The organism is Pseudomonas sp. PDM32, assembly GCF_019219225.1.
Taxonomy (GTDB): domain Bacteria; phylum Pseudomonadota; class Gammaproteobacteria; order Pseudomonadales; family Pseudomonadaceae; genus Aquipseudomonas; species Aquipseudomonas laurylsulfatiphila.
Window position 1 is genome coordinate 310,133 of the sequence record NZ_JAHUWE010000001.1, and the last position, 16,353, is coordinate 326,485.

Annotated in this window: 15 protein-coding genes; 8 read left to right on the top strand and 7 right to left on the bottom strand. The window is 61.2% G+C overall.

Annotated elements, in window-relative coordinates; all coding sequences use genetic code 11:
* Window positions 1–1,899, top strand: a complete 1,899-nt coding sequence (locus tag KW846_RS01460) for an FTR1 family protein (RefSeq protein WP_218481101.1) — start codon at window positions 1–3, stop codon at window positions 1,897–1,899.
* Window positions 1,900–1,997: 98 nt separating this feature from the next.
* A complete protein-coding gene (locus KW846_RS01465) occupies window positions 1,998–2,453 on the top strand; it encodes a YaiI/YqxD family protein (protein ID WP_116579716.1) in 456 nt (151 codons plus the stop codon).
* Between the two features lie 85 nt (window positions 2,454–2,538).
* Here KW846_RS01465 and elbB read toward each other — a convergent pair whose 3' ends face one another.
* Window positions 2,539–3,207: an isoprenoid biosynthesis glyoxalase ElbB gene (gene elbB / locus KW846_RS01470; RefSeq protein WP_218481102.1), complete on the bottom strand. Its 669-nt coding sequence runs from the start codon at window positions 3,205–3,207 to the stop codon at window positions 2,539–2,541.
* 115 nt (window positions 3,208–3,322) lie between these two features.
* Here elbB and KW846_RS01475 point away from each other — a divergent pair, with 115 nt between their 5' ends.
* A complete protein-coding gene (locus tag KW846_RS01475; protein ID WP_218481103.1) occupies window positions 3,323–4,558 on the top strand; it encodes a sterol desaturase family protein in 1,236 nt (411 codons plus the stop codon).
* Here KW846_RS01475 and KW846_RS01480 read toward each other — a convergent pair.
* Complete coding sequence (locus KW846_RS01480; RefSeq protein ID WP_104450239.1) at window positions 4,539–5,171, bottom strand: DedA family protein; 633 nt, start codon at window positions 5,169–5,171, stop codon at window positions 4,539–4,541. The two genes, KW846_RS01475 and KW846_RS01480, sit on opposite strands and share 20 nt — an antisense overlap.
* 207 nt (window positions 5,172–5,378) lie before the next feature.
* Between KW846_RS01480 and hemB the strand changes: the two genes are divergently transcribed.
* Window positions 5,379–6,392 carry a porphobilinogen synthase gene (gene hemB / locus KW846_RS01485; protein ID WP_218481104.1) on the top strand — a complete coding sequence of 338 codons (1,014 nt, stop codon included), beginning with the start codon at window positions 5,379–5,381 and terminating at the stop codon, window positions 6,390–6,392.
* Between the two features lie 18 nt (window positions 6,393–6,410).
* The gene (gene ppk1, locus KW846_RS01490) at window positions 6,411–8,633 is read left to right on the top strand and encodes a polyphosphate kinase 1 (RefSeq protein ID WP_116579714.1); all 2,223 of its coding nucleotides are present in this window, start codon (window positions 6,411–6,413) and stop codon (window positions 8,631–8,633) included.
* Window positions 8,634–8,790: 157 nt separating this feature from the next.
* Here the strand turns inward: ppk1 and ppx are convergent, their stop codons facing one another.
* The 5 genes from ppx to KW846_RS01515 form a co-directional block, all read right to left on the bottom strand.
* Complete coding sequence (ppx, locus tag KW846_RS01495; RefSeq protein ID WP_116579713.1) at window positions 8,791–10,293, bottom strand: exopolyphosphatase; 1,503 nt, start codon at window positions 10,291–10,293, stop codon at window positions 8,791–8,793.
* A 192-nt stretch (window positions 10,294–10,485) separates the two neighbouring features.
* A complete protein-coding gene (locus KW846_RS01500) occupies window positions 10,486–11,223 on the bottom strand; it encodes an amino acid ABC transporter ATP-binding protein (protein WP_116579712.1) in 738 nt (245 codons plus the stop codon).
* Window positions 11,210–11,860, bottom strand: coding sequence for an amino acid ABC transporter permease (locus KW846_RS01505; RefSeq protein WP_218481105.1), 651 nt, complete (start codon window positions 11,858–11,860; stop codon window positions 11,210–11,212). The genes KW846_RS01500 and KW846_RS01505 overlap by 14 nt, the downstream gene beginning before the upstream one ends.
* Window positions 11,857–12,525: an amino acid ABC transporter permease gene (locus KW846_RS01510; RefSeq protein ID WP_046039042.1), complete on the bottom strand. Its 669-nt coding sequence runs from the start codon at window positions 12,523–12,525 to the stop codon at window positions 11,857–11,859. The genes KW846_RS01505 and KW846_RS01510 overlap by 4 nt, the downstream gene beginning before the upstream one ends.
* 22 nt (window positions 12,526–12,547) lie before the next feature.
* Window positions 12,548–13,333, bottom strand: a complete 786-nt coding sequence (locus KW846_RS01515; protein WP_095964292.1) for a transporter substrate-binding domain-containing protein — start codon at window positions 13,331–13,333, stop codon at window positions 12,548–12,550.
* Window positions 13,334–13,589: 256 nt separating this feature from the next.
* Here KW846_RS01515 and KW846_RS01520 point away from each other — a divergent pair, with 256 nt between their 5' ends.
* From KW846_RS01520 to rho, 3 genes are all read left to right on the top strand, one after another.
* Window positions 13,590–14,297 (top strand): FadR/GntR family transcriptional regulator, encoded by a 708-nt coding sequence (locus KW846_RS01520; RefSeq protein WP_102699680.1) that lies wholly within the window; start codon window positions 13,590–13,592, stop codon window positions 14,295–14,297.
* 121 nt (window positions 14,298–14,418) lie between these two features.
* Complete coding sequence (gene trxA, locus KW846_RS01525) at window positions 14,419–14,748, top strand: thioredoxin TrxA (RefSeq protein WP_003206727.1); 330 nt, start codon at window positions 14,419–14,421, stop codon at window positions 14,746–14,748.
* Window positions 14,749–14,995: 247 nt separating this feature from the next.
* Window positions 14,996–16,255, top strand: a complete 1,260-nt coding sequence (gene rho / locus KW846_RS01530; RefSeq protein WP_003206716.1) for a transcription termination factor Rho — start codon at window positions 14,996–14,998, stop codon at window positions 16,253–16,255.
* The last annotated feature ends 98 nt before the right edge of the window (window positions 16,256–16,353 follow it).

Below are 16,353 nucleotides of genomic sequence, written 5' to 3' on the forward strand. Positions count from 1 at the left end.
ATGATTGCCCCCTCCCGTTTCCTGGCCTGGCTGTTGCTGCCGCTGTTGGCTGCGTGCAGCTTTCAACTGCTGGCCGCCTCCGCCGAAGGTACGCCGCAGGCGCTGCACTTGCTCGACTACATCGGCGCGGATTACCCGGGCACGGTGCGGGCGGGCAGCATCACGGATCCGTCCGGATTTCGCGCGCAGCAAGAGTCGGTCAGGACCCTGGGAGGTCTGATTGCAGCCATGCCGGCCAAGCCGGAAAAGGCCGCGCTGGAGCAAAGCCTGGCCGCGCTGGGAAATTCCATTGGCGCCCATCAGGATGGTGCCGACGTCGCGCGCCAGGCCCGGCAACTGGGTGCGAAGCTGGCCGTGGCCTATGAAGTCAGCCAGGCCCCGGTCATTACGCCGGACCCGGTACGGGGTGCGCCGCTGTTCGCTCAGCATTGCTCGGTCTGCCATGGCGACTCAGGGGCCGGCGACGGCCCGGCCGGTGTCGGCATGACGCCAGCGCCCACCGATCTGCGTGATGCCTCACGGCTGGACCGCCTGAGCCTCTACGCAATCTACAGCACCCTTGGCCAAGGCATTGAAGGCACTGACATGCCGGCATTCGCCGACCAGCTGGATGATCGTCAGCGTTGGGACCTGGCCACCTATATCGCCGGCTTCAGTGTTGACCCGGCGATGGCCAAGGCTGACAAGACCTACAACATCGCCGACCTCGCTCGCCAGACCCCGGCCGAAGTACAGGCCGTCGAAGGCCCGCAAGCCGCCGCGACCTTCCGTGCCCAGCGGGCGCAACCGCCACAGGTCAAGCGAGGCCCGGCGCAACTGCTTGACTACACGGCGGCCACCCTGGACAAGAGCATCGCGGCGTATCGTGCCGGTGAGCATGATCAGGCTTATGACTTATCGGTAGCGGCGTACCTGGAAGGCTTCGAGCTGGTCGAGAGCTCGCTGGACAATATTGACGCCAACGTGCGTAAAGACACGGAAAAATCCCTGATGGCCTACCGTCAGTCGTTGCAGGACGGCTTGCCGGTGAGCGAGGTCGAGCAACGCCTGGACGTGGCCAAGGACAAGTTGAAGGCATCGGCCGGCTTGTTGGGCAACGACGGTTTGAGCTGGTCGCTGAGTTACATTTCCGGCTTGCTGATTCTGCTGCGCGAAGGTCTGGAGGCGATCCTGGTGCTGGCGGCGATCCTGGCCTTCCTGCGTAACACGGGCCAGCAGGCGGCGGTGCGCAGCGTCAACGTCGGTTGGGGGCTGGCATTTCTGGCCGGGTTGGGCACCTGGGCGCTGGCAGCTTATGTGATTGATGTCAGCGGTTCGCAGCGCGAGTTGCTGGAAGGCGCGACGGCGTTGTTTGCCAGTGTCATGGTGCTGTGGCTGGGCGTGTGGATGCATGACCGTCGTCATGCGGCGGCCTGGCAGGATTACATCAAGTCGAGCCTGGTGGGTGGCGGTGGGCGTTTCGGCTTTGCGACCCTGGCGTTTTTCTCCGTGTATCGCGAACTGTTCGAAGTGATTCTGTTCTACGAAACCCTGTGGCTGCAGGCCGGTCCCGCAGGGCATAACGCCGTGTTGGCCGGTGGGGCCACGGCGGTGGTACTGCTGGTCGGCCTGGCCTGGGTGATTTTGCGCGGCTCGGCGAAGTTGCCGCTGACGCTGTTCTTCAGCATCAACGCGGGTCTGCTGTGCGCCTTGTCGGTGGTGTTTGCCGGGCATGGCGTGAAAGCGCTGCAGGAAGCCGGGATTTTCGGCACGCGGCCGGTGCCGTTCTTTGACTTTGACTGGCTGGGGATCCATGCCGATGCCTACTCGCTGAGTGCTCAGGCCGTGGCGATCATTGCGATTGTCGTGTTGTATGGGCGTAGCCGGGTGGTTGAGAGGCAGCGGGTGCAGGTTTCTTAAACGGCATTCGCTTCGCTCACTTTCGCGGGCAAGCCACGCTCCCACAGGTTTAGTGGCGCTTGGCCTGCCCGTGATGCTTTTCAACAGAGGAAAAACCAATGCGTGTATGGATCGATGCCGATGCCTGTCCGCGGGCGGCCAAGGATCTGGTGGTGAAGTTCGCCCTCAAGCGCCAGTTCGAAGTAGTGCTGGTGGCCGGGCAGCCGCAGACCAAGCCGGGGCTGGCGCTGGTCAAGTTGATCGTGGTGCCGAGCGGCCCGGATGCGGCGGACGATTACCTGGTGGAGCACGCGGTGCCTGGTGAACTGGTGATCTGTAGCGATGTGCCATTGGCCGATCGTCTGGTGAAGAAGGGCGTGGCCGCGCTCGATCCTCGGGGCAAGGAGTTTGACGCGCAGAACATGGGCGAGCGGCTGGCGGTTCGCAACCTGTTCACCGATTTGCGCGAACAGGGGCAGATGGGGGGTGGGCCAGCGCCGTTTGGCGAGCGTGAGAAACAGGCGTTTGCCAATGCGCTGGACCGGATCTTGACCAGGTTATCCCGCAAGGCCTGAAAAGATCGCAGCCTGCGGCAGCTCCTACCAGGGGTGGTGTGCAGCTGTAGGAGCTGCCGCAGGCTGCGATCTTTTGATCTTGTTTTTACGCGTCGTTTTCGTGGGTCAGTTCCAGTACGCGGTCTATCAGCTTGTTGATCCCCGACGCCACTTCACTGATCGACTGCGCCAGCATATAGGCCGGGGTGCTCACCAGTTTGCGTGCCTTGTCTTCGACTATGTCACTGACCGCGCAATCGGTATGGGTCGCGCCCATCTTGTTCATCGCGGCAGCGGTGTCGGTGTCATTGCCAATGGTGCAGGTGACGCCGGGACCGTAGATCTTGGCCGCCAGGGCAGGGGAAATGCACATCAACCCCACCGGCTTGCCGGCTTCGGCAAAGGCTTCGGTCAGGGCCAGGACATCCGGTTGAACGGTACAGCCGGCGCCTTCGATGGCGAAGTTGGACAGGTTCTTGGCCGAGCCGAAGCCGCCGGGCACGATCAACGCGTCAAAGTCATCGACGTTCGCGTCACGGATGTCCTGGATGTTGCCCCGGGCAATTCGCGCCGACTCGACCAACACGTTGCGCGATTCGGGCATTTCTTCGCCGGTCAGGTGATTGATTACATGCAACTGCGCGATGTTCGGTGCGAAGCACTGCACCTGCGCCCCGCGTTGATCCAGGCGCAGCAGGGTGATGACGCTCTCGTGGAGCTCGGCGCCGTCGTACACGCCACAACCGGAAAGGATCACTGCAACTTTTTTGCTCATGGGCTTTTCTCCAGATTCATGGCGTTAAATGTCCACTAATTTGTCACACGTTGCCATAGGGTTAATTCGCGGTTACACATAGCATTTGTCCTCAGGATTCCGATCAGGGCGCGTCATGGACTTCATTCTGTACGCGGTGCCGCTCTTCTTTGTGCTGATCGCCCTCGAGCTGCTGGCCGACCACAGGCGTGGGGTGAGCAACTATCGGGTGGCTGACGCGATCAACAGCATCAGCACCGGCGTGCTGTCGACCACCACGGGACTGCTGACCAAAGGCATCGGACTGGTGACCTACGCGTTCGCCTTCAAGCATCTGGCGCTGTTCGAATTGTCGGCCGACAGCGTCTGGACCTGGGTGTTTGCCTTCGTCCTCTACGATTTCTGCTACTACTGGCTGCATCGCCTGGGCCACGAGCGCAACATTCTCTGGGCCGCGCATTCGGTGCATCACCAGAGCGAGGACTACAACCTGTCCACGGCGTTGCGCCAGACCAGTACCGGATTCCTCCTGGGCTGGATCTTCTATCTGCCGATGGCGGTGTTTGGCGTGCCGCTGCTGGTGTTCGTCAGTGTCGCGGCGCTGAACCTGCTGTATCAGTTCTGGGTGCATACGCGGCACATTCCCAAGCTTGGCTGGTTCGAATGGTTTTTTGTCACGCCATCCAATCATCGGGCCCACCATGCACAGAACGCTCTCTACATGGATCGCAACTACGGCGGCGTGTTCATTATTTGGGACCGTCTGTTCGGTTCGTTCCAGGAAGAAGACGACAACGAGCCGGTGGTCTTCGGCGTGACCACGCCGCTGGCGAGCTGGAATCCCCTGTGGGCGAACGTGCAGTTCTACGCTCAGTTGTGGGCCGATGCACGGCGTGCCGAAAGCACCTGGGACAAGCTGCGGATCTGGTTCATGCGCACGGGCTGGCGCCCGGCGGACGTGGCGGCCAGATACCCGATCAACAAGCCGGACCTGAACCAGTTCCGCAAATTCGAGGTGCCGCTGGACGGGCGTCAGCAGCTCTACGTCGTGTTGCAGTTCTGCGTCTATATCGCATTGGGCAGCTACTTGATGAATCTCGAACCGAAGCTGTCAGTCGCCGCCCTGGTGCTGGGCTGGGGAGCAGTGGCGTTCGGTCTGTTTGTGCTGGGCGTGGCCCTGGAGAATCGCCCGTGGGCGTTGAAGCTGGAGTTGGTGCGGCTGGCGTCGAATCTGCCGTTGGCATGGCTGGCCCCGATGGCGGGGCTGTGGTCGGCCAGCGCCGTGGGCTGGGTCGGCCTGCTCAGTTACAGCCTGTTGAGCGGAATCGGTCTCTACTGTTGCAGAAACCGCATCACTCGGTTGGCGTCGTAGGGTCTTCGGTATTGGTCCGCGCAGCTTTCAGGGCCTGCTCGTCGGCATAGACCTGCTTGGCCAGGCGGGCATTCTTGAAGCGCCGGCGCAGCCACAGCACGAGGCCCAGGACCAGCAGGGCGCCGAGCACCCAAAGTTCGTACTTCTTCACACTGCCGAGCATGCCTTCGAGCACTGCGCCGAAATGGTAAGCGGCCGCCGCCAGGGCTGCGGCCCAGATCGCCGCGCCAATGCCGTTGAGCAGCAGGTAACGGCCCGGCGGATAGCCCGACAGCCCGATGGCCACCGGCATGACCGTACGCAAACCGTAGACGAAGCGGAAGCTCAGTACCCAGATGTCCGGATGCTTGCGAATGTGCTCCAGCGCCCGGTCACCCATCATCTGCCAGCGCGGCTTGCGCGCCAGCAGTTTTCGACCGTGCTTGCGTCCCAGGAAATACCACAGTTGGTCGCCGGCATAGCTGCCGAAGAAGGCCACGACCACCACCAGGTTGATGTCCATGTATCCACGGAACGCGAGGAAGCCCGCGAGTACCAGGATGGTTTCGCCTTCGAAGAACGTGCCTAGAAAAAGGGCAAAGTAGCCGAAGTCATGCAGAAATTGTTGGAGCATTGTCTGGGTGCTGGCGAAATGAACGCGCAGCCTAACCCTTCGGACACATTCAGGAAAGTGTCCAAATGTGTCTCGACGTGAACATTTCCTACAACGACAATGGAATGCGGCTACACGTCGCAGGGTGCACATAACTGTCATACGTTCGTCATAATGGGCACTTATAACTGTCACGCTCGCCCGTCTGCGCGGGCTCAGGAGTCTGCCGTGAGCTTTACCCCCGCCAACCGTCTGTTCCCCGCAACCCGCCTGCGCCGCAACCGTCGTGACGACTTCTCGCGTCGACTGGTCCGCGAAAACGTCCTGACCGTCGATGACCTGATCCTGCCGGTATTCGTTCTGGACGGTGAAAACCGTCGCGAAGCGGTGGCTTCGATGCCGGGCGTCGAACGCCTGACCATCGACTTGTTGCTGGAGGAAGCGGCCAAGTGGGTCGAACTGGGGATTCCGGCGCTGGCGCTGTTCCCGGTGACGCCTTCGGAACTCAAGTCTCTGAATGCTGAGGAGGCCTGGAACCCGGAGGGCATCGCCCAGCGCGCCACTCGTGCGCTGCGTGCGCAATTCCCAGAGCTGGGCGTGATCACCGACGTGGCCCTGGATCCGTTCACCACCCACGGCCAGGACGGCATTCTTGATGAAGAAGGCTACGTGCAGAACGACATCACCGTCGACGCACTGGTCAGGCAAGCCCTGTCCCACGCCGAAGCCGGCGCTCAGGTCGTGGCGCCATCGGACATGATGGACGGTCGCATCCAGGCGATTCGCGAAGCCCTTGAAGTGGCCGGTCACGTCAACGTGCGGATCATGGCCTACTCGGCCAAGTACGCCAGTGCCTATTACGGCCCGTTCCGTGATGCAGTCGGTTCGGCGCTGAACCTGGGCAAGGCCAACAAGGCCTCCTATCAGATGGACCCGGCCAACAGCAACGAAGCCCTGCACGAAGTCGCGGCGGACTTGTCAGAAGGTGCGGACATGGTCATGGTCAAGCCAGGCATGCCGTACCTCGACATCCTGTGCCGGGTCAAAGAAGAATTCAAAGTGCCGACGTTTGTCTATCAAGTCAGCGGCGAATACGCCATGCACATGGCGGCGATCCAGAATGGCTGGTTGAGCGAAGGGGTTATCCTCGAGTCGCTGACCGCTTTCAAACGTGCAGGCGCCGATGGCATCCTGACGTACTTTGCCGTTCGTGCCGCTCAATTGTTACGAGAGCAAAAATAGCCCTCCCAGGAACATTCGATGAATACCGAAGTACTCACTGAAGTTGCCGTAAAAGACGCTCAACCGGTGGTGGAGCAAGTCGACGAGACCCCGCCGGAGCTGGAGCCAGCTCCGCCCGCGGCGGTCGTCGAACCTGCTGCGACAGCGCCGGCGGTGGCCATTCCCGGCCTGGACGACAGCAGCCTGTACATCCACCGCGAACTGTCGCAACTGCAGTTCAACATCCGCGTGCTGGAGCAGGCGCTGGACGAGTCCTACCCGTTGCTGGAGCGGCTGAAGTTTCTGCTGATCTTCTCCAGCAACCTGGACGAGTTCTTCGAAATTCGCGTTGCCGGCCTGAAGAAGCAGATCACCTTCGCTCGTGAACAGGCAGGCGCCGATGGTCTGCAACCGCATCAGGCACTGGCGCGCATCAGCGAACTGGTACACGGTCACGTCGACCGTCAGTACGCGATCCTCAACGACATTCTGTTGCCGGAGCTGGAGAAACATCAGGTCCGCTTCATCCGTCGCCGCAATTGGACGACCAAGCTCAAGACCTGGGTACGCCGCTATTTCCGCGACGAGATCGCACCGATCATCACCCCCATCGGTCTCGACCCTACGCACCCGTTCCCTTTGCTGGTGAACAAGAGCCTGAACTTCATCGTCGAGCTCGAAGGCATCGACGCCTTCGGTCGCGACTCCGGTCTGGCGATCATCCCGGCGCCACGCCTGCTGCCGCGCATCATCAAGGTGCCGGAAGAAGTCGGCGGCGCCGGCGACAACTATGTATTCCTGTCGTCGATGATCCACGCTCACGCCGATGACCTGTTCCAGGGCATGAAGGTCAAGGGTTGCTACCAGTTCCGCCTGACCCGCAACGCCGACCTCGCGCTGGACTCCGAAGATGTCGAAGACCTGGCCCGCGCCTTGCGCGGCGAGCTGTTCTCCCGTCGCTACGGTGACGCAGTGCGCCTGGAAGTGGCCGACACGTGCCCGAAACACCTGTCCGACTACCTGCTCAAGCAGTTCAACCTGAGCGAGACCGAGTTGTACCAGGTCAACGGTCCGGTGAACCTGACGCGGCTGTTCAGCATCACCGGCCTGGACAGCCAGCGCGAGCTGCAATACCTGCCGTTCACCCCGCAGATCCCGAAACTGCTGCAGAACAGCGAGAACATTTTCAGTGTGATCAGCAAGCAGGACATCCTGCTGCTGCACCCGTTCGAGTCGTTCACCCCGGTGGTCGACCTACTGCGCCAGGCCGCCAAGGATCCACACGTGCTGGCGGTGCGCCAGACCCTGTACCGCTCCGGCGCCAACTCGGAAATCGTCGATGCTCTGGTGGATGCGGCGCGTAACGGCAAGGAAGTCACGGCGGTGATCGAATTGCGTGCACGGTTCGATGAAGAATCCAACCTGCAACTGGCCAGCCGACTGCAAGCGGCCGGTGCGGTGGTGATCTACGGTGTGGTCGGCTTCAAGACCCACGCCAAGATGATGCTGATCCTGCGGCGCGAAGCAGGCGAGATCGTGCGTTATGCGCACCTCGGCACGGGCAACTACCACGCCGGCAACGCCCGCCTGTACACCGACTACAGCCTGCTGACCTCCGACGACGCCTTGTGCGAAGACGTCGGAAAACTGTTCAGCCAGTTGATCGGCATGGGTAAGACGCTGCGCATGAAGAAGCTGCTGCACGCGCCGTTCACCCTGAAAAAGGGCATGCTCGACATGATTGCCCGGGAAACCCAGTTCGCCCTCGACGGCAAGCCGGCGCACATCATCGCCAAGTTCAACTCGCTGACCGATCCGAAGATCATTCGCGCGCTGTACAAGGCCAGCCAGTCAGGCGTGCGCATCGATCTGGTGGTGCGTGGCATGTGCTGCCTGCGGCCGGGCATCGCCGGGGTTTCCCACAACATCCATGTGCGTTCGATCATCGGTCGTTTCCTGGAGCACACCCGGGTCTTCTACTTCCTCAACGGCGGCGACGAGCAGATGTTCCTGTCCAGTGCCGACTGGATGGAACGCAACCTCGACAAGCGCGTCGAGACTTGCTTCCCGGTGGAAGGCAAGAAGCTGATCATGCGGGTCAAGAAAGAGCTGGAGCTGTATCTGACCGATAACACCCACAGCTGGAGCCTGCAGCCGGACGGTCGTTACATCCGCAACACACCGACCGGCAATCAGAACCCGCGCAGCGCCCAGGCGACATTGCTGGAGCGTTTGGGCAGTCCGATCCTCACGGTCCGCTGAGGCAAGAAAAATGGCGATCCCCAGAGATCGCCATTTTCATTTGCGCCCGACCCATCCCCTGTAGGAGCTGCCGAAGGCTGCGATCTTTTGATTTTGCTTTTAAAAGATCAAGATCAAAAGATCGCAGCCTGCGGCAGCTCCTACAAGGGGCAGTGGCTTAGCGGGCGGTCAACACGATGTCGACCCGGGTCAGCCATTGCGCTTCAATTTCAAAGTCGGCCTGGGTCAGCTGGTTTTCGTCCAGCCAGTTCTCCGGGAACACCACTTCCAGGTGGTTGCCATGGGCGTTCAGTTCCACCTGGGGCATTTGCTGGGTGCCACGGATGTGGTGGAACAGGATCGCGAAGCGCAGTAGCACACACAGGCGAATCAGCTTGATGCCGTCGTCGCCGAAATCGGCGAACTTGTCCTTGGGAATGTTGCGCCGGTGGCCGCGTACCAGCAGCGCGAGCATCAACTGGTCTTCGCGGGAGAACCCGGCGAGGTCCGAGTGCTCAATCAGGTAGGCGCCGTGCTTGTGGTACTGGTAGTGAGCGATGTCCAGTCCCACTTCATGGACCTTGGCCGCCCAGCCCAGCAGTTCGCGCCAGACGCCGTCTTCCAGGTCCCAGTCTTCGGCCACCTGGTCAAACGCATGCAGCGCCTTGCGCTCGACCCGTGCGGCCTGTTCCTGGTCGACGTGGTAGCGCTCCATCAACGAGGTAAGGGTACGTTCACGCACGTCCTCGTGATGATGGCGGCCCAGCAAGTCATAGAGCACACCTTCGCGCAGGGCGCCTTCGCAGTGATCCATGCGCTGCAGTTCGAGGGAGTCAAATATCGCCTCGAGAATCGCCAGGCCCGCCGGGAAGATCGCCCGGCGATCCGGCTTGATACCTTCGAAGTCGATTTTTTCGACGTCGCCCAGCTTCATCAGTTTGCGCTTGAGCCAGGCCAGGCCTTCGGCGTTGACCTCCCCGGTGCCGTGGCCGCCAGCCTTCAGCGCCAGACCGATGGCGCGGATGGTGCCCGAGGAGCCGATGGCTTCATCCCAGGTCAGGCGGTGCAGGGCGTGCTCGATGCTCATGATCTCCAGCCGCGCCGCCGTGTACGCCTGGGCGTAGCGGGCCGGGGTGATCTTGCCGTCCTTGAAATAGCGCTGGGTGTAGCTGACGCAACCCATCTGCAGGCTTTCGCGCAGCAGGGGTTCGAAGCGCTGGCCAATGATGAATTCGGTGCTGCCGCCGCCGATGTCGGCCACCAGGCGTTTGCCTGGGGTGTCGGCGAGGGTGTGGGACACGCCGAGGTAGATCAGGCGCGCCTCTTCTCGACCGGAAATGACTTCCACCGGGTGGCCGAGAATTTCTTCGGCGCGACGGATGAATTCGGCGCGGTTGCGGGCTTCACGCAAGGCGTTGGTGCCAACGATGCGCACGGCACCCGTGGGCATACCGTTGATCAGTTGGGCAAAGCGCTTGAGGCAATCGAGCCCGCGCTGCATGGATTCTTCGTTGAGATGGCGCTCTTCGTCGATGCCGGCGGCCAGCTGAACCTTCTCCCCGAGACGCTCGAGAATACGGATTTCGCCGTTCTGGGCCTTGGCCACGACCATGTGAAAGCTGTTGGAGCCCAGGTCGATTGCGGCGATCAGGGACAGATTCTTGGCTTGGGATTGCGGCATGGTCGGGGTCTCGGTCGATAACCTCGACATCGTGCCACGATCAAAGGCTGCCGCCAACGCGCACGATCCAATGCATTGATCCGGCTCACTGCTCGAGCCTTCCGTAGGAGCTGCCGAAGGCTGCGATCTTTTGATCTTGATCTTTTAAAGCAAAGTCAAAAGATCGCAGCCTTCGGCAGCTCCTACAAGGGTTCAGGCCGTTGCTTCCACGGTCCCGATGAAATTTGCCAGCTCCGCCGTCTGTGGATTGGCGAACACTACTTTCGGATCCCCTACCTCATGCACCTTGCCCTGGTGCATGAACACCAACTTGTCCCCAACCTCCCGGGCGAAGCGCATTTCGTGAGTGACCATGATCAGTGTCATGCCTTCCCTGGCCAGTTGCCGGACTACGCTCAGCACTTCGTTGACCAGCTCCGGGTCCAGGGCCGAGGTGATTTCATCGCACAGCAACACTTTCGGCGACATCGCCAGGGCACGGGCAATCGCCACCCGCTGTTGCTGGCCGCCGGACAGTCGATCCGGAAAGGCATCGAACTTTTCCCCCAGCCCGACCCGTTCCAGCATCTGTCGCGCCAGTTCGGCGGCCTTGGCCTTTGGCACCTTCTGCACAACTTGCGGCGCCAGCATGACGTTCTCACCCACGGTCAGGTGCGGGAACAGGTTGAACTGCTGGAACACCATGCCGACTTTCTGTCGCAGGCTGCGCAGGTCCGCGCGGGCGGCGTCGAGGTATTCGCCGTCGACTTCGATCACGCCGTCATTGATCGACTCCAGGCCGTTGAGGGTGCGCAGCAAGGTGGATTTGCCCGAGCCACTGCGGCCGATGATCGCCACCACCTGGCCTTCCTCGATGCTCAGGTCGATGCCTTTGAGCACATGATGGTCGCCGTAGTATTTATGCAGGGCGGAAATTCTAAGCAGAGGCATGCAGTCTCCTTTCCAGGTAGCGCGCACTGAGCGACAGGGGGTAGCAGAGCAGGAAATAGCCGAGGGCGACGAGGCCATAGACCATGAAGGGTTCGAAAGTCGCGTTGGCGAGCATGCCGCCGGTCTTGGTCAGCTCGGTGAAGCCGATGATCGAGGTGACGGCGGTGCCTTTGACCACTTGCACCGAGAAGCCCACGGTCGGCGCCACGGCGATGCGCAGCGCCTGGGGCAGGATCACATGGCGCAATTGTTCCAGCGGGTTCAGCGCCAGGCTCGCCGAGGCTTCCCACTGGCCGTTGGGGATCGATTCGACGCAACCACGCCAGATCTCCGCCAGGTAGGCGCTGGTGAACAGCGTCAGGGCAATCGCCGCCGCCATCCACGGCGAAATTTCCAGTCCGGCCAGGGCCACGCCGAAAAACACCAGGAACAGCTGCATCAGCAGCGGCGTACCCTGGAACAGTTCGATGTAGGTGCGGGCAAAGCTGCGCGGCAGGGATTTACTCGAGATGCGCATGACCATGATCAGCAAGCCGATCAGCCCGCCGCCAATGAACGCCACCAGCGACAGCGCCAGCGTCCATTGCAGGCCGGTGAGCAGGTTGCGCACGATGTCCCAGAAAGTGAAATCGCTCATCGGCTGCTCCTTGCGATGAAGCGGTGGCCGATCCAGTTCAACAACTGGCGGATCAGCAGCGCCATGCACAGATAGAGCAAGGTAGTCAGGGCGTAGGTTTCAAAGGCGCGGAAGTTGCGCGACTGAATGAAGTTGGCAGCGAAGCTCAACTCTTCGGTAGCGATCTGCGAACACACCGCCGAGCCGAGCATGACGATGATGATCTGGCTACTCAGGGCCGGCCAGACTTTGCCCAGTGCCGGCAGCAGCACCACATGGCGGAACGCTTCGAAGCGCGTCATCGCCAACGCCGCCGCGGCCTCCAGTTGACCCCGGGGGATCGCCTGGATGCCGGCGCGGATGATCTCGGTCGAATAGGCGCCGAGGTTGATCACCATCGCCAACACCGCCGCCTGCCATTCGGAAATCTGCACGCCCAGGGACGGCAAGCCGAAGAAGATGAAAAACAGCTGCACCAGGAAGGGCGTGTTGCGGATCAACTCGACGTAGACCGCGAAGATCCCCGCGAAAGGCCGGATGTTCCACGCCCGCACCAGCGCCCCGACGATGCCCAGCCCCACGCCGAGCACCGCGCCGATGGCGGTCAGCTCAAGGGTGAACAACGCACCGCGCAGCAACAGATCGGTGTTGTTCACCACCGGCAAGAAGTCGAACTGATAGGCCATAACGTCTCTCCTGCGCGCGAGATCAGAGGTCGGCCGGCAGTGGTTCTTTCAGCCAGGTCAGGGCGTTTTTCTCCAGCGCTCCGTCGCTCTTGGCGGTCACGAGGATCTGGTTGACCTTGTCCAGCAGCGCCGGCTCGTTCTTGTTCACTCCGACATAGACCGGCGAATCCTTGAGTTTCACTTTCAGCGCCGGTACGCGTTTCGGGCTTTTCTCGCTGATCGCGACCATCACCACGTTGCCGCTGGCGATCAGGTCGACCTGTCCCGCCAGGTACGCGGCGATGGTCGAGTTGTTGTCTTCGAAGCGCTTGATGGTCACGCCTTCGGGGGCGACCTTGGTCAGCTCGATGTCTTCGATGGCGCCGCGGGTGACGCTGATGGTCTTGCCCTTGAGGTCGTCCAGGGTCTTGATGTCGGCGTCTGGCGGACCGAACACGGCGAGGTAGAAGGGCGCATAGGCGCGGGAGAAGTCGATGACCTTCTCGCGCTCTGGGTTCTTGCCGAGGCTGGAGATCACCAGGTCGACCTTGCCGGTGGTCAGGAATGGGATGCGGTTGGTGCTGTTGACCGGAGTCAGTTCGAGTTTGACCTTGAGCTGGTCGGCCAGCAGTTTCGCGGTGTCGATATCGAGGCCACGGGGTTTCATGTCCGGACCGACCGAGCCGAAGGGCGGGAAGTCCTGGGGCACGGCGACCTTGAGGACGCCGCGCTTGACCACATCCTCCAGACCGTCGGCGTGGGCGGGTGCCTGGGTCAGCATCAGGCTGGCAAACAGGGCGGCGAGGAGGGCGCTGAAACGCTGGGTCATGGCAAATCTCCGAATCGGCAAGAAGTGATTTCTGCCGATCGACAGAGCATGGGCCATGCCAACATGCGGTCTCGGGGGCGCCAGAGCGCGGTTTTGCTGGCGTCGAACGGTCTTACTGGTCTGAACAGTCAGGTTGTGTTTCGCACCCCGATGGCGCAGCCGGGAAAATCACCGAACCCCCATGGGGCACGACTTGCCGGGCGTCGCGAATAGCTTTACAACTGAGCGCACATTGGCCTGGTTCGTCTGGAAAACCATGAACTCGATCTCCCGCGCCGTACCCGAAGTGGCGCTGCAAGCCATCCGTAAACTGATTACCGAACAGGGCTTCGGGCCGGGGGATGCCTTGCCCTCGCAACGGGACCTGGCGGTGCAATTGGGGGTCAGCCGGGCGTCGTTGCGTGAGGCGTTGTCGTCCCTGAGTGCGCTGGGCGTCATCAGTATCCAGCCGGGCAAAGGCGTGTTTGTGCAGGCGCCGGTGGAGTTGCCGCGAGGCGAGGTCGCAGCGGGCTGGCCGTTTGCGGCGCAGGCTTCGCCGCTGGATATCTTCCAGTTGCGCTACGCGCTGGAGGGGTTTGCCGCGGGGTTGGCGGCCGTGACCTTGAGCACCGAGGAGCTCGATGCCCTGGAAGACAACGTCGCCGCCATGCGCAACGAACTCAAGGCCGCTGATTTCGAAGCGGCGGCGCGCCTGGACTTCGAATTCCACCGGCGCATCCTGCTGGCCAGCGGCAATCAGGCAATGTTGAGTATCCTCACCGCCAGCGCCGATATCTTCCTGGAAAGCCAGAAACTACCGTTCATCCGGGCCGAGCGGGCCATGGAAACCTGGCAGGAGCACCGCAAGATCCTTCGCGCGCTGGCTCGCCGAGCCTCTGGCGCCGCGCAAAAAGCCATGCACGAGCACGTGCGCAACGCGGCGTTGCGCACCGGAATCGCCTTCGTCGCTCCCGCCACGGCGTGACCCGGGCTATACCCAAACTCATGGAACACCATAGCGAGACTCAATCAACTGCACCTTCCTGAACGAGGGAAGGGCAGCTATGATGGGCCACGTTTTTTTGCTTACAACCCTGGAGAATTCCATGAGCAGCGATCTTATCAAACACGTTAGCGACGCTAGCTTCGAGGCCGACGTACTCAAGGCTGAAGGCGCTGTATTGGTCGATTACTGGGCTGAGTGGTGCGGCCCTTGCAAAATGATCGCTCCTGTTCTGGACGAAATTGCCGAGACCTACAAAGGCAAGCTGACCGTCGCCAAGCTGAACATCGACGAAAACCAGGAAACCCCGGCCAAGCATGGCGTGCGTGGTATCCCGACCCTGATGCTGTTCAAGAACGGCAACGTTGAAGCGACCAAGGTCGGCGCACTGTCGAAGTCGCAACTGGCTGCTTTCCTCGACGCCAACATCTAAGCGTCGCTGCAAAGTGTCCTGAAAAAGCCTCGCAAATAGCGGGGCTTTTTGCGTATTCAGGGCTAGACGCTCCTAAACTCAGGTGGTACATTCGGCCCCGCACTGGTTTCTCCATTGCCCCCTGCTAGCCGTCGCCGACGCACTCCTTTTCGAATAAGTACGCGATCCTGTCGCCTTCTCTGCGGCGCGGCCTCATTAAGCCAAAAGCTTAATTTCCCCCCTCCATAAATGATTACGTCATTCCTATATGAATCTGACTGAACTCAAGCAAAAGCCGATTACCGAACTGCTCGAATTGGCCGAACAGATGGGCATAGAAAATATGGCCCGTTCGCGCAAGCAGGACGTGATTTTCTCCCTGCTCAAGAAGCACGCGAAAAGCGGTGAGGAAATCTCCGGTGATGGCGTGCTGGAGATTCTCCAGGACGGCTTCGGCTTCCTGCGCTCCGCTGACGCTTCCTATCTCGCCGGTCCAGACGATATCTACGTCTCGCCGAGCCAGATCCGTCGTTTCAACTTGCGCACCGGTGACACCATCGTTGGCAAGATCCGCCCTCCAAAGGAAGGCGAGCGTTATTTCGCGCTGCTCAAGGTCGACACGATCAACTTCGACCGTCCGGAAAACGCGAAAAACAAGATTCTCTTCGAGAACCTGACCCCGCTGTTCCCGACCGTACGCATGAAGATGGAAGCCGGTAACGGTTCCACCGAAGACCTGACCGGTCGTGTCATCGACCTGTGCGCCCCGATCGGCAAAGGCCAGCGCGGTCTGATCGTTGCTCCGCCGAAAGCGGGCAAGACGATCATGCTGCAGAACATTGCCGCGAACATCGCGCGTAACAACCCTGAAGTTCACCTGATCGTGCTGCTGATCGACGAACGTCCGGAAGAAGTAACCGAAATGCAGCGCACCGTGCGCGGCGAAGTGGTTGCCTCGACGTTCGACGAGCCGCCAACCCGCCACGTGCAGGTTGCCGAAATGGTGATCGAGAAGGCCAAGCGCCTGGTCGAACACAAGAAAGACGTGGTGATCCTGCTCGACTCCATCACCCGTCTGGCCCGTGCCTACAACACCGTGATCCCGAGCTCCGGCAAGGTGCTGACCGGTGGTGTCGATGCCCACGCCCTGGAGAAACCGAAACGGTTCTTCGGCGCCGCGCGGAACATCGAAGAAGGCGGCTCGCTGACCATCATCGCCACTGCGCTGGTTGAAACCGGCTCGAAGATGGACGAAGTGATCTACGAGGAATTCAAAGGCACCGGCAACATGGAGCTGCCTCTGGATCGCCGCATCGCTGAAAAGCGCGTGTTCCCGGCCATCAACATCAACCGTTCCGGCACCCGCCGCGAAGAGTTGCTGACCGCCGACGACGAGCTGCAGCGCATGTGGATCCTGCGCAAGTTGCTGCATCCGATGGATGAAGTCGCTGCCATCGAGTTCCTGGTCGACAAGCTGAAAACGACCAAGACAAACGACGAATTCTTCCTGTCGATGAAGCGCAAGTAACATCGCCCGTTGAGTTCAAGAGAATGGCGCCCCGTGGGGCGCCATTTTTTTTGCGTGCACTTTTTTGTCCTGGTCATGGGAGGTTTTGGATCGGCCAG

Bases quoted from the DNA above. Each gene is read 5' to 3' on its own strand.
- KW846_RS01460 (WP_218481101.1), top strand. From the start codon at position 1: ATGATTGCCCCCTCCCGTTTCCTGGCCTGGCTGTTGCTGCCGCTGTTG.
- KW846_RS01465 (WP_116579716.1), top strand. From the start codon at position 1,998: ATGCGTGTATGGATCGATGCCGATGCCTGTCCGCGGGCGGCCAAGGAT.
- elbB (WP_218481102.1), bottom strand. From the start codon at position 3,207: ATGAGCAAAAAAGTTGCAGTGATCCTTTCCGGTTGTGGCGTGTACGAC.
- KW846_RS01475 (WP_218481103.1), top strand. From the start codon at position 3,323: ATGGACTTCATTCTGTACGCGGTGCCGCTCTTCTTTGTGCTGATCGCC.
- KW846_RS01480 (WP_104450239.1), bottom strand. From the start codon at position 5,171: ATGCTCCAACAATTTCTGCATGACTTCGGCTACTTTGCCCTTTTTCTA.
- ppk1 (WP_116579714.1), top strand. From the start codon at position 6,411: ATGAATACCGAAGTACTCACTGAAGTTGCCGTAAAAGACGCTCAACCG.
- ppx (WP_116579713.1), bottom strand. From the start codon at position 10,293: ATGCCGCAATCCCAAGCCAAGAATCTGTCCCTGATCGCCGCAATCGAC.
- KW846_RS01500 (WP_116579712.1), bottom strand. From the start codon at position 11,223: ATGCCTCTGCTTAGAATTTCCGCCCTGCATAAATACTACGGCGACCAT.
- KW846_RS01505 (WP_218481105.1), bottom strand. From the start codon at position 11,860: ATGAGCGATTTCACTTTCTGGGACATCGTGCGCAACCTGCTCACCGGC.
- KW846_RS01510 (WP_046039042.1), bottom strand. From the start codon at position 12,525: ATGGCCTATCAGTTCGACTTCTTGCCGGTGGTGAACAACACCGATCTG.
- KW846_RS01515 (WP_095964292.1), bottom strand. From the start codon at position 13,333: ATGACCCAGCGTTTCAGCGCCCTCCTCGCCGCCCTGTTTGCCAGCCTG.
- KW846_RS01520 (WP_102699680.1), top strand. From the start codon at position 13,590: ATGAACTCGATCTCCCGCGCCGTACCCGAAGTGGCGCTGCAAGCCATC.
- trxA (WP_003206727.1), top strand. From the start codon at position 14,419: ATGAGCAGCGATCTTATCAAACACGTTAGCGACGCTAGCTTCGAGGCC.
- rho (WP_003206716.1), top strand. From the start codon at position 14,996: ATGAATCTGACTGAACTCAAGCAAAAGCCGATTACCGAACTGCTCGAA.